The organism is Bacillus sp. EB01 (assembly GCF_000613125.1).
Taxonomy (GTDB): Bacteria; Bacillota; Bacilli; order Bacillales; family Cytobacillaceae; genus Bacillus_D.
In genome coordinates, this window is record NZ_HG964497.1 from 2,568,992 (window position 1) to 2,581,641 (window position 12,650).

Below are 12,650 nucleotides of genomic sequence, written 5' to 3' on the forward strand. Positions count from 1 at the left end.
CACCATAATACTGTTGATAATAGTGCTCATATGATAGGATAAGGACAATTCTAGTTAAAGTGAGGACGGTTTCATGCTTAAAACCCACATCGGCCGGTTTCGTGTCATAGCATTCCTGGAAGGCCTTTCATACTTGTTTCTCTTATTCATTGCCATGCCCCTAAAATATATCGCGGATTTCCCAATTTACGTCCGTATTTCAGGTTCGGTTCACGGGGCATTATTCGTTCTGTTCACCTTCTTCCTGTTCCTAGCCTGGATGAACCGCAAATGGAGCATCAAATTTGCTGCCGCAGCGTTCATTTCTTCATTCATTCCATTCGGTATGTTTTGGCTTGAAGGAAAACTTAAAAGGGAAGATCCAGGCAAAACAACGGAACTTCAATCAAATTTCAAGCTCCTGTAAAGGGGCTTTTCTTATTTTTAAAAATGAAGCCACTTGCTGTGCTATCAGCAAGTGATTCTTTATACTAAAAGAAAAAGAATAAGGAAGTGGTCGCCATGAATTGGACCAAGAAAAACATCCCTGACCAATCAGGAAAAACTGTCATTATTACAGGCGGGAACAGCGGAATCGGATTTGAAGCAGCCAAAGCACTAGCGGAAAGAGGCGCTGAAGTTATCCTTGCAGTCCGAAACCTTGAAAAAGGCGAATCAGCTATCAAAAAAATCAAGTCTGTACATCCTGCCGCAACAATCCGACAAATGAAAATAGATTTAAGCGACCTTGCTTCCGTAAGACAGTTCGCTGAGGAATTTAAAGCCGCCTATCCAAAGCTCGACATCCTGATTAATAATGCCGGGATTATGATGCCGCCGCTATCCCAAACAAAAGACGGAATTGAAGCACAGTTTGGAAGCAATCATTTAGGCCACTTTGCACTGACTGGACTGCTTTTGGACAAGCTGAAAACCACGTCTGGTTCAAGGGTCGTCACTATCAGCAGCCTCGCTGCCCATAAAGCTTCAATAGACTTTGACAACCTTGACGGTTCGAAAGGTTACAAGCCGTACAAGTTTTATGGCCAGAGCAAGCTTTCGAATATGCTGTTCGGAAGGGAACTGAACAACCGCTTTTTGGAAAATGGGGTCGATGCGAAAAGCTTTATCTGCCATCCTGGCATATCAAACACGAATCTTTCATCACGCAACTCCGGAAAGCCGGCGAATAAGCTAGTAGTATTTATCTCCAATTACCTCCTGCAAACAGCCGAGATGGGGGCACTCCCAACTCTTTATGCCGCGACAGAACCGGCTTTGGAGGGCGGCGAGTACATTGGGCCGGATGGGAAGAAGGGCCGTAAAGGCTATCCGAAGAAGGAAGCAATCATTGATTCTCTTTTTCAAAAAGAGACATCGCGAAAATTATGGGATTTGTCTGAAGGAGTGACCGGTGTTACCTACAATTTCAAATAACTTCGGACTCTTGTCAACACGGTTTGACTTTTAGCGGCAAAATTGAAATACTTGAACCTGAATTCATCTTTTTTAGAAAGCCGGTGCAAGTGCCATGAAAGTAAAAGAATTTATGATTCAGAATGTGATTTCCGTAACTCCCGAGATGACTCTGGCGGAGGTCATGACATTATTTGTTGAAAAGAAGATCGGTGGTGTCCCGGTATGCGGCGAAGACAAAAAGCTGTTGGGCATGGTAACCGATGGGGATATTTTAAGGGCTATCCAGCCAATTGACCGCCAAATTTATAATTTTATCATGTATTTGGATTTTGTTGATGAAGTGAATGTTATAAAAAGGATTGAAGATACAGCAAGCGCCAATATCTTATCGATATCGAAGACGAAAAACCTGGTAACAGTTTCACCTGATGATGAAATGGACGTTGCCGTTAAGCTGCTGGCCAAGCACCATTTTAAGAAACTTCCTGTTGTCGACAGCGAAAACAGGGTTGTTGGTGTTATAAGCCGCGGGGATGTTATCCGCAAAATCCAGGCGACTATTCTTAAGGCACAATGACAGCAAAGAAAGATATCATTTCCGACAAAGACAGGCTGATCGGCGACTTTCCGTATCTTCCAAAACAGGAAAGAGCCCGTGCCAAACGAGATGCTTTGCTGGCGAGCGGCCGTAAGCTTTTTTATGAAAACGGCTATGAGCAGACCTCTATCAAAGAAATTGCTTCAGTAGCGGGTGTCGCCACAGGTACCTTCTATCGATATTTTCACGACAAGCGCCAGCTTTTGCTTTCGCTGCTCGAAGATAGAATTGACAAATTTCTTCCGCCTGAGCCGGATTGGAGTAAAGTCGATCCTGTGGACTATTTAGCAAAAAACTTGTCTGCCCATTTCGAGCAAATGGAAAAGGCTGGCGTTTATCACGCACTGCCTGAATTGCTCCTCCATGATGAGGAACTTGCCGAATTAGTAAAAAAAGCCCGAAAACAACTTTACCAGCGGATACTTGACGGGGTTTTACTTGCCAGACAGAACGGGGATTCATGGAATGACCTGGATCCCGAAATAGTTGCTTCGTCAATTTTATTGTTGGTTGAACAAGCCCATACAGTGAATGGCGGCAATAGGGATTACAGGGCTTTTGCACAGGTGATTTACCGGCTTGTCGCACCACCTTCATGCGGGCGCAGCAAACTATAGTATGAATGACATTCGATTAACGTATGAATCCTAATTTTGAAAGACATCCATTCTATTTTGTCATTCACTACAAATCTGATATTTGAAAAGGAAATAGACTTACATGAATTTCACTACAGTTCTTGCAATTCTGGCCGCCATACTTGTATACGGCCTGATTTGCTTCTATATCGGTTATAACGGCTGGGCCTGGTTAAGGAGATTCCCGCGCCTTGCCAAGTTTAAGTATGTTTATTTTGCATTGATTGTGTTCCTCTCAATTTCAATGTTAGCTGGCAGATTCATTCCGATTCCGCTTCTGAATATGATTGGCGGATATTGGATGGTTATTATAGGGTACAGCCTTTTGCTATTGCCAATCCTCAACCTTATTCATTTTATAAATAAGAAAAGAGGCCTGAAGTGGATTGGGAGTGGTGTGCTGATTTTTTATGTTGTAATATTCACATACGGAACTTTCAATGCCTGGAACCCAGTTATCCGAAATTATCATGTTGATATAAATAAACAATCTAAAAGCGACCACGTAAAAATATTGATGGCTTCAGATTTTCATCTCGGCTCAATTGTAGGGGTGAACCACCTTGAGCGGTTTATCGCCATTTCTGAAAAAGTAAAGCCGGATATCATTATGATTCCAGGTGATTTGATCGATGACTACATCGAACCTTTTATGGAAGAAGATATGGGTAAAAGTTTAAAAAAATTAAACGCTCCTCTCGGTGTGTATGCGGTTCTCGGAAACCACGATTATTATGGCGGGGATAAGCAGGAGATCGTCAAGGAAATGGAGAAGGCCGGGATAACGGTCCTGGAGGATGAAGTGCTGACAGTTCAGAATCAGTTGACGATTGCTGGACGGAAGGATCCAACAGACCATACAAGAGCTTCCCTTACTGAATTCTTTGGCGGGACAGACTTGTCACTACCAGTTATTCTGATGGACCATCAGCCGATTGCACTTGATGAAGCGGAAAAAGCAGGGATTGATGTGCTGCTCTCCGGGCATACGCACCGCGGACAGGTCGCACCCGCACAATTAATAACAGACCGCATTTACGAAAACGATTATGGCTTTTTGAAAAAAGGAAACCTTTCCTCGATTGTTTCTTCCGGGTTTGGTACATGGGGACCACCGCTTAGAATTGGAACCCGTTCGGAGGCAGTTGTTATTGATGTGAATTTTAAATGATACGAGAAAGGAGCTGACCACTGGGGCAGCTCCTTTTTCTAGATTAAACATTTTCTATTTCTCTTTCAGTTTGATATACTTTTACCAACATAATAAATTGAGATTAGGGGTACATACGTTGTCCAAATCAAAACTTCAGTATTGGCTTGTTCAAATTTTACTTATTTTAACTATCATCTTTGTATCGACAAAACTTTCATTCCTATTCCAACCTGTGGGAATATTTTTTTCAACCATTTTCTTTCCAATCTTGATAACGGGTTTCCTTTATTTCCTTTTAAACCCCGTAGTGAACTTCCTTGAACGGCATAAAGTGAAACGAGTTTTGGCAATCCTGATTATTTACTTGGCGTTTGCCGGCTTGATGGTACTGGCAATAGGCAACCTTGTACCAGCAGTTTCAAAGCAGGTTTCAGACCTTGCCAATGAGGTGCCTCGATATGCGAATATGACGATGGACTTCTTTGACGATGTGGTGAAATCATCGGAGTTCAAGAATTTCAGGGAAGAACAGTCTGATATGATTGAAAAGGTCAAGAACGGCCTAATGGATTATGCTAACACCCTGCCGAATAAACTAACGGGCGGAATTATTGGATTTCTCGGCGTCATAACAAATGTAGCTGTTATATTTGTTACTGTCCCATTCTTACTATTCTACATGTTAAAGGATGGCAAGAAATTCCCTGTAGCTGTCTCAAAATTTATTCCTGCAGATTACCGGGATGAAGGCTTAAAGATGCTCAAGGAAACGGGCGAAACTTTATCAGCCTATATACAAGGCCAGGTTATGGTCGCCTTGGCTGTCGGCACCCTGACATTCATCGGTTATCTGATTATCGACCTGCCGTTTGCACTAGTAATGGCACTAATTGTTGCGTTTACAAACATCATTCCGTATGTGGGCCCAATAATAGGAGGGGCGCCAGCAGTCCTGGTTGCCTTGTTCCAATCTCCGATGCTCGCCTTGCTCACAGTAATTGTCATTCTAGTTGCCCAACAGATCGAAGGGAACTTACTATCCCCAATGATTCTCGGACGGAGTCTTGATACACACCCGGCAACGATCATTATCATTTTACTGGCAGCCGGAAACCTTGCAGGGGTGCTTGGAATGGTACTCGCAGTTCCAACCTACGCTGTTACAAAAACAATTGTTTTAAATTTGGTTAAATTCCTCAAAGCAAGAAAGAGGACCAATATAACCGTGGACGGGGCCTAAGCACCCCGGTCCACATTAAAATTTTTTCTAAAAAACTTTCCAAATTCGTTTGACCTTTTCGCCGTAACCCGTTATAATAATTTTTGTGCCATAATAATAGTGATTAACTTGAAACACTATTTGGTCACTTGTTCCGCTAGCTCAGCACGCTCTAATAACACTTTAGCGTACTGGCCGAGCAGCTTCCTGCTTCACTTCTTGAGGCCAGGACGGGATATCGCAACAAAGTACGTATCTTGAAACCAAATTATATTTTTATACTTGTCCCGATAGCTCAGCAGGATAGAGCAACAGTTTCCTAAACTGTAGGTCGGAGGTTCGAATCCTCTTCGGGACGCTAACCAATAGCACTGATATCAACTTACCAAACGGTAGGCTGATATCAGTGCTTTTTCGTATATGAATAATGATTGTTAATTAATCATCCAGAAACTTTGCCTATCTTGATTGCATAGGATATACAGTATGATTCAAAAATGGGAGGAGGAGGTTCTTTGTTTCATTATCCCAACAATTGCAGCCATGGATATTATCAATCACATGGCCCATCACCTTATTATAATTATCCATGGAATGCACCACCACAAAGGCAATTTCCGGATGTGAATATATCTCAACTTAATGTATCACTGCGCAAATTCCAGGAACTTATGAATCAGGCAAATATCCTTATAAATAAGATGGCCACTGATTCAAACTTTACAAAAATGCTTATGACAGCTGCCCAGAAATCTGATAAAAATAGAGTAAATCAGTTAATTCGTTCAACAGGTATAACGATTAAGGCCGAAACTACTTATACACCAACGGGAATCCGGATTGTCTTAGATAATTCTGGTCCCGAAGGCGGTTGCTGCGATTTGCTTATTGCTTTAGGATGGTAATCTTTCCTGTCGTGTGAAATTTTTGCGAAGCTTTCCTTAAGTATCTTGTCCGAGACATGCGGGGTATAAAAGTGTCCTCAGCAGGCAAAAGAATTATAATTTCTAAACATCAGCAATTGGAAAACTATCTGTAATCGCAAAAAACGCTGCAAACCATAGTGGAAGCAGCGTTTTTCATTTCAAATCTTCATTCATTTTGTTTAGAAATAGTTTTTATATACTTCAGTGTTCTGGCCACAAACGGCGCAGTGGTATTCAATTTCAAGTGCGTCTTCGAGGGCAAGATGCTCTGTTTCCTGCTGGCAGTTCTCGCAGTACCTAACTTGCTTTTGGGTCTCCATGCTCCCGCCTCCTTTAATGAAATACCTACACTTATTGTTATGACCCATTTCGTTAATTCTAAACCTTAAGTTACACTGATAGGATTCCTACAAAAAAAAAGCGATGTAAAGTTATCTCCAAACTTGAAAATTATGTTTTTCCGCCTTGGTAAAAAAATTAAGAAAATAGCATTTTTTCAAGGAATTGGATGGATTTCTACGGTATAATGGGTATAGAGACATTAAATAGGAGGTACATGAATGGCAGAATTGGCAGAATTGGCACAAACAAAATTCGAGCATAAACGCCTCCCAAAGACGCAAATTCTTAAGCGGGCTGTAGCGATCTTTGTGGGGGCAGTCCTTATGGCAGTGGGGTTGGAAATTTTTCTCGTTCCAAACAATGTAATAGATGGCGGGATAGTCGGCATTTCCATCATGCTGTCTCATTTAACAGGCATCGGCCTCGGAATTTTTATATTTATCCTCAATATTCCATTCTTTTATTTAGGGTACAAACAGATAGGAAAAACCTTCGCCATATCCACGCTATTTGGCATCGCGGTCCTTTCCATATTTACATCCCTCTTTCACCCCGTACCAGCATTTACGGATGATATTCTGCTTGCCACAGTATTTGGCGGCATGGTATTGGGAATTGGTGTCGGCCTTGTAATTAGGTACGGCGGAGCACTGGATGGAACTGAAATCCTTGCAATTCTCATTACCAAAAAGGTTCCTTTTTCTGTCGGGGAAATCATTATGATCTTCAATATTTTTATCCTGGGTGCTGCCGGCTTTGTTTTTAGCTGGGACAGAGCTATGTATTCAATCCTTGCCTATGTGATTGCATTTAAATCCATAGATGTTGTGGTTGAAGGTCTGGAAGAATCCCGCTCTGCCTGGATTATTAGTGATAATTATCAGGAAATTGGAGATGCGATCCTGAGCCGCCTTGGACGCGGAGTCACGTATATAGAAGGGGAAGGAGCGTTCTCCGGAAACAGCAAGAAGGTTATTTTTTGCGTCATTACCCGGCTTGAAGAAGCGAAGTTAAAAGACATTGTTGCTGGTTATGACGAGAAGGCGTTCCTCGCACTTGCCGACATTTCGGAAGTGAGAGGCGGACGCTTCAAGAAAAAGGATATTCATTAATTCATGGCTCGCTGAATCCGGCGGGCTTTTTTGTTTTTACTTGGCATGATGCTGGGGAAAATTGGGTAGAGGGAAGAACAAAACTCACTTAAAAAGGTGTGCTGCAATGAATTTACCCCTGGCAATTGGCTTGTTTCTGCTCATTTTGTTCAGTGTTGGCATTATTGGCTTAAAAATGTTTAAAATTCCCGATATCTTATTGTTTATTCTATTAGGCATCGGGCTTTCCCCCTTTTTTGGAGATGAACAGGTCATTAAAATAGCCGGGGAAATCGGCTTGGTCCTTTTATTCTTTTTACTTGGAATGAAGTTTTCGATTGGAAGGCTGGCGGCTAATAGCAAGAAAGTGTGGAAAGCTGGTTTTCTCGATGTATTTCTTGGCATTGTGGTTACCATGGGAATTTCGATGATGTTCGGCCTTAACTGGGTAGATAGTTTGCTGGTTGGGGGAATCGTTTATGCTACGTCTTCTTCAATAACGGCTAAGTTGATTGAAGACAAAAACCGATCTGACCATAATGAATCTGAATTTATTCTCTTGGTTCTAATTTTTGAGGATTTAATTGCGCCTATTCTTCTGACGGTCTTGATTGGTCTCCAGGGAGAAGGCTTTACGGCAGTGGATTTTGTGCTGATTTTTATAAAAATTATGATGCTTGCTAGCGTGGCTATTTTCTTCAGCAAAGTATTTTTCAAAAAAATTGAGCATCTTCTCGAATCTATTAAACACGATGATTCGTTTATCGTCCTTGTCGTCGGCATCGCTTTGACGTACGGAGGGATTGCGATCATGCTCGGACTTTCTGAGGTAATTGGTGCATTTCTGGCAGGGATGATGATGTCGGATGTTGGAATGAAAGAGAAGATTACAAGACTTGCATTGCCAGTCAGGAATATCTTTCTCCCATTTTTCTTTCTGAACTTCGGAATGCATATCAAATTAACCCCAGATATCCCATTCCTTGGTTTACTCATTGTCCTCATTTTCTGGTCGTTGATTCACAAAATAGCTGTTGGGTATTTTGGGGGACGGTGGTATGGCCTGACGAAGCGGGAGGCGATGAAAGCTGGGCTTTCGCTTACACAACGAGGTGAGTTCTCTGTCATTATGGCCGGGATCGCAACCGGATCGCTAAAAATTTTTGCAGGAATTTATATTCTCCTTATCGCTCTAATCGGAACCATCCTTTTCCAGGCTGCACCGAAACTCAATACGTATATTTTCTCAAAAATCAGCGGCAGGAGGGGGCCTAATTTCTAATCCAGCTGACTCTATTTTCGCTTAGGTCCCACATGATATGATATACCCTTATTCAAAAAGCCATTCCTTAACCCAAGGAATGGCTTACTTTAGTTATATCGTGACTGCAGCTGCAGCCATTTTCTTCGCTGCAATACGGGCGCGGTTTTGGGCGTCTTCAATCATTTCAGGCCATTTTTTCGGGAATACATCAAAGCCTTCAGTGATGACAGAATCAATGAGGTCAATACCCAGGAAGCGGAGTGCGATTTTTAAATACCGATCTCCCGATTCAAGCTCCTCCATTGGAGTTCCTGTGTAAATTCCGCCTCTTGTTTGTATGTGAATAGCTGTTTTGCCATTTAACAGTCCTTTAGGTCCATTTGGAGTATGCGCAAAAGTTTTTCCGGAAATGAACAGGTTATCAATGAAATTTTTCAAAACAGCAGGAGAGCTCAAGTTCCAGAGAGGTGTAACAAAGACATAGTAATCATATTGTACAAACTCATTTGCAAGCGAATGCATTTTTTGAATTTTAGCCCGCTCGCCGTCTTCGAGTTCATCCATTTTAAAACCATAGCCAGCAAGCTTGCCGCGTGCGGATACCAATTCAGCGTCCATCCAAGCCATATCAAAGTCAAAAAGGTCAATTCTCCGTACTTCCGTATCAGGGCTTTCCGCTGAGAAAGTTTCGAGGAATGCCTCGCCAATCTTTAAACCTTTTGATTTTTCAATGCCCTTGGGATTTGCAGTTATATATAATAATTTCGACATACTCATCCATCCAATCTAAAATTGTTATCCTCCTTTTCATTATAAAGAAATAAACTATGTTCAGGAGTGAACAAATGGTGAATAATATTACACTTTAAAACTTGTTTACTGCCCACGAGCAGGGGAAAAGGAGAGTAGGAGGGATGTTGAAATGGATAAAAAAACACCTGACAAAAAAAGTTTAATTGAAACTGAAAGAGAATTTCAAAAGGGATCAATTAACCCAGAGGCTAAGAACTCGAACGGAAGAATCCCTGATCAGCAGCACCATATGAAAGACCAGGAAAATTTACGGAAATAATGCTTTAGCCCCTCGGGAAAAACCGGGGGGCTAACTTTATCTTTTTAATGCTTTTATCCATTCTGGTTCCCAAATATATATATTTAACTCAAGGAGAACTACGTTCATAAAACGTATACTTTGCACATACTGAAACATTTACTGAACGGGCGTTGACCAGCTGCTGTTCTAAGGCTAAGCAGTCGAAGACGGTTTGTGTTACTATGGTAAGAAAAAGAGCGGAGAATCGTCATAGCCAGCATGTGCCTAAAGGTTGTTAACTATCGGTGTGAAGGAATGAACCCCTTTACAACGGCCAAGTAGAGGTGTAAAGCGAGCTTATAGGACAACTGGCAATTTAAAAGGATGACTGGATTCTGGCAAATACATAGAGGTGACTGTAGATGGCTGAGAAGCTATATTATCAAGATCAATATTTGCAAACCTTCAACACAGAGCTCGTGGAAGAGAAGCAGGACGAGACCGGTCAATGGTATGCGATTTTAAAAGAAACCGCGTTTTATCCAGAAGGTGGCGGACAGCCCTTTGACACAGGAACACTAAATGGGGTAAAAGTTGTAAATGTAGTGGAAACGGATGGGGAAATCCGCCATTATCTTGAAAGACCTCTTTCTTTAAGTGACGCAAATGTTGAAGGAAAAATTGACTGGGAAAGGCGATTTGACCACATGCAGCAGCACGCAGCCCAGCATATTTTATCAGCCGCATTTGATAACTTGTTTGGATTTAAAACAGTCAGCTTCCATCTAGGACGGGAAGAGTCGACAATTGATCTGGATACCACTCCCCTCCAAGAAAATCACATCCATGACGCTGAGGAACTTTCGAACAGGATTGTCATGGAAAATCGCCAAATTGAGACTAGATGGGTAACACCTGAGGAAGCTGCTGCACTTCCACTCAGGAAGGCACTTTCAGTAGAAGATAACATCCGGCTCGTAATCATCCCTGATTATGACTACAATGGCTGTGGCGGAACTCATCCTGCTTCCACGAATGAGGTAGGCATGATAAAAGTTTTGGGAATCGAGAAGGAGAAGAAAAAAGTCCGCGTAAGTTTTGCTGCAGGAAAAAGGGCCTACAGCCATTTTGATAAGAAACAGAAGGTGCTAGAAAAGCTCTCACCACTTTTGAATGCTCCGCAGGAAAATATGGAATCCGCTGTATTGAAGCTCCTTCAAACAAAGACACAGCTTGAAAAAGAGCTAACTGATACAAAGGATATGCTTATTGGGTTTGAAGCCCGTGAGTTATTATCCAGGCATACGGATACCGAAAAACCTCTAACTGCGTTGTATACCGGCAGGACCATTCAGGAATTGCAAAGATTAGGACGGGCTATTGTTTCGGAAAAGGAAGATAGCGTAGCGGTGCTTATTTCCGAAACTGATGGAAAGATTCAGATCGTTTGCGCGAAGGGGGTAATTGCTGCAGGTAATATGAAGGAGCTTTTATCAGGGGTACTTCCGCTAGTAAACGGCAAGGGTGGCGGAAATGAGCTGTTTGCCCAGGGCGGCGGCCAGGGAGATATTAGTGCAGAAGATCTTCAAGAAAAGGTTCTGGAAATATGGCTTTCCAGGTAGCTTTTAAAAGAAAAGCTCTGTTATAGTTGTATGATGATTTCACTCTGTTTGAAAAATAAGGGGAGAGTTTCCGGTTAAATCGGGAAATACCTATACTTCCCTTAAATTAAGGGGAGTTTTTCCACTTATCAAACCAGAATCATTGGTTTTTAACTTATTTTAAGAAGTTAAGGGGAATTTCTCCGCTTATTTCTGTCTCTTAAGGTGGCCGTGGGTACAATAGCCGGAAATTCTCCCCCTAATAAATTCTCATACCTTAACAAAAATCAACAATGAATACTAACAGAGCCAAAAGTAAAAAAAGAAAGGCGCCTATCCGAGGATAGGCGCCTTTCTGCGTATTGAGGCGGGTAACCATGCGCCACATCGCATGTTCCCAAAAGGGAGTGTTCCCGACTTACACAATTCAGCTCATCGCTAAATCATCTTAACATGGATCAGCAGGGAAAACAATACCCAATTTCAGGATTAATCCCCATCAAACATATTGAAAAGTCCGCGCGCGATGCTTCCTTCATCTTTCGTACCGCCGCCAGCAGGCATCGCAGCAAAAACTCTGCTGGCAAGCCTGCTGAACGGAAGCGACTGAATCCAGACTGTGCCTGGTCCCCTTAATGTAGCAAAGAAGAGACCCTCACCGCCGAACAATGCAGTCTTGACTCCCTTAACCATTTCAATGTTATAATCGACACCGCTCGTCATCGCAACAAGGCAGCCAGTGTCAACTCTCAAAACTTCCCCAGACTGGAGTTCTTTTTTATGTATGGTTCCGCCTGCATGGACAAACGCCATTCCGTCACCTTCAAGCTTTTGCATGATAAAGCCCTCGCCACCGAAGAAACCGGCCCCGATTTTACGCTGGAATTCAATACCGACCGTAACACCTTTAGCAGCAGCTAGAAACGAATCTTTTTGGCAAATGATTCTGCCGCCCAATTCGCTTAGGTCCATAGGGATTATCTTTCCTGGATAGGGTGATGCGAAAGATACGTGGCGCTTGCCTGTACCTGAATTTGTGAAGGTAGTCATGAACAAGCTTTCTCCGGTAAGAACTCGTTTGCCTGCAGAGAAGAGTTTGCCCATAAAGCCACCGCCGCCCCCCGAGCCATCACCAAAAATCGTTTCCATTGAGATGCCGTCTTCCATCATCATCAAGCCGCCAGCTTCGGCAATTACCGTTTCTTTTGGATCCAGCTCGACTTCAACAAATTGCATGTCATCGCCATAAATTTTGTAGTCAATTTCATGATTATTCATCGTTTTTCCTCCTCAAACTAAATTTCCCTCCAATCAAGTATACTTCAAAATAAACTGATTTTCCTTTTTTTGTCCACCTTATGGGGAGTAAAATCCCAACCTTTATAAA

Annotated in this window: 14 protein-coding genes and 1 tRNA gene; 12 read left to right on the forward strand and 3 right to left on the reverse strand. The window is 42.3% G+C overall.

Going from position 1 to position 12,650, the window contains the following annotated elements; all coding sequences use genetic code 11:
- Positions 1-73: 73 nt before the first annotated feature.
- The 8 genes from TY16_RS11780 to TY16_RS11815 all read left to right on the forward strand — a co-directional run bounded on the left by TY16_RS11780 (position 74) and on the right by TY16_RS11815 (position 5,911).
- On the forward strand, positions 74-406 hold the full coding sequence (locus TY16_RS11780) for a DUF3817 domain-containing protein (protein WP_043932132.1): 333 nt from the start codon (positions 74-76) through the stop codon (positions 404-406).
- A 95-nt stretch (positions 407-501) separates the two neighbouring features.
- Positions 502-1,416 carry an oxidoreductase gene (locus TY16_RS11785; RefSeq protein WP_043932133.1) on the forward strand — a complete coding sequence of 305 codons (915 nt, stop codon included), beginning with the start codon at positions 502-504 and terminating at the stop codon, positions 1,414-1,416.
- Positions 1,417-1,510: 94 nt separating this feature from the next.
- Positions 1,511-1,975 (forward strand): CBS domain-containing protein, encoded by a 465-nt coding sequence (locus TY16_RS11790; RefSeq protein WP_043932134.1) that lies wholly within the window; start codon positions 1,511-1,513, stop codon positions 1,973-1,975.
- Entirely contained in the window at positions 1,972-2,613 is a 642-nt protein-coding gene (locus tag TY16_RS11795) for a TetR/AcrR family transcriptional regulator (protein WP_052342695.1), read from the forward strand. Before TY16_RS11790 ends, TY16_RS11795 begins: the two co-directional genes overlap by 4 nt.
- Positions 2,614-2,716: 103 nt before the next feature.
- Positions 2,717-3,805, forward strand: a complete 1,089-nt coding sequence (locus TY16_RS11800; RefSeq protein ID WP_043932135.1) for a metallophosphoesterase — start codon at positions 2,717-2,719, stop codon at positions 3,803-3,805.
- A gap of 118 nt (positions 3,806-3,923) precedes the next feature.
- Complete coding sequence (locus TY16_RS11805; RefSeq protein WP_043932136.1) at positions 3,924-5,027, forward strand: AI-2E family transporter; 1,104 nt, start codon at positions 3,924-3,926, stop codon at positions 5,025-5,027.
- A 263-nt stretch (positions 5,028-5,290) separates the two neighbouring features.
- Positions 5,291-5,364, forward strand: a tRNA-Arg gene (locus TY16_RS11810).
- Between the two features lie 157 nt (positions 5,365-5,521).
- Positions 5,522-5,911 carry a hypothetical protein gene (locus TY16_RS11815; protein ID WP_052342696.1) on the forward strand — a complete coding sequence of 130 codons (390 nt, stop codon included), beginning with the start codon at positions 5,522-5,524 and terminating at the stop codon, positions 5,909-5,911.
- 200 nt (positions 5,912-6,111) lie between these two features.
- Here the strand turns inward: TY16_RS11815 and TY16_RS26575 are convergent, their stop codons facing one another.
- Positions 6,112-6,252: a hypothetical protein gene (locus TY16_RS26575; RefSeq protein ID WP_197028388.1), complete on the reverse strand. Its 141-nt coding sequence runs from the start codon at positions 6,250-6,252 to the stop codon at positions 6,112-6,114.
- Between the two features lie 240 nt (positions 6,253-6,492).
- Between TY16_RS26575 and TY16_RS11820 the strand changes: the two genes are divergently transcribed.
- Positions 6,493-7,386, forward strand: coding sequence for a YitT family protein (locus TY16_RS11820; RefSeq protein WP_442853215.1), 894 nt, complete (start codon positions 6,493-6,495; stop codon positions 7,384-7,386).
- 106 nt (positions 7,387-7,492) lie between these two features.
- A complete protein-coding gene (locus TY16_RS11825; protein ID WP_043932137.1) occupies positions 7,493-8,647 on the forward strand; it encodes a cation:proton antiporter in 1,155 nt (384 codons plus the stop codon).
- Between the two features lie 93 nt (positions 8,648-8,740).
- Here the strand turns inward: TY16_RS11825 and TY16_RS11830 are convergent, their stop codons facing one another.
- Positions 8,741-9,400 carry an FMN-dependent NADH-azoreductase gene (locus TY16_RS11830; RefSeq protein WP_043932138.1) on the reverse strand — a complete coding sequence of 220 codons (660 nt, stop codon included), beginning with the start codon at positions 9,398-9,400 and terminating at the stop codon, positions 8,741-8,743.
- Between the two features lie 151 nt (positions 9,401-9,551).
- On the opposite strand from TY16_RS11830, the gene TY16_RS26215 reads away from it, so the two are divergent.
- Both TY16_RS26215 and TY16_RS11835 read left to right on the forward strand, forming a co-directional pair.
- Complete coding sequence (locus TY16_RS26215) at positions 9,552-9,701, forward strand: hypothetical protein (RefSeq protein ID WP_155922230.1); 150 nt, start codon at positions 9,552-9,554, stop codon at positions 9,699-9,701.
- A gap of 383 nt (positions 9,702-10,084) precedes the next feature.
- The gene (locus TY16_RS11835) at positions 10,085-11,284 is read left to right on the forward strand and encodes a serine-tRNA(Ala) deacylase AlaX (RefSeq protein ID WP_043932139.1); all 1,200 of its coding nucleotides are present in this window, start codon (positions 10,085-10,087) and stop codon (positions 11,282-11,284) included.
- Positions 11,285-11,752: 468 nt separating this feature from the next.
- Here TY16_RS11835 and TY16_RS11840 read toward each other — a convergent pair whose 3' ends face one another.
- Positions 11,753-12,541: a TIGR00266 family protein gene (locus TY16_RS11840; RefSeq protein WP_043932140.1), complete on the reverse strand. Its 789-nt coding sequence runs from the start codon at positions 12,539-12,541 to the stop codon at positions 11,753-11,755.
- Positions 12,542-12,650: the final 109 nt, after the last annotated feature.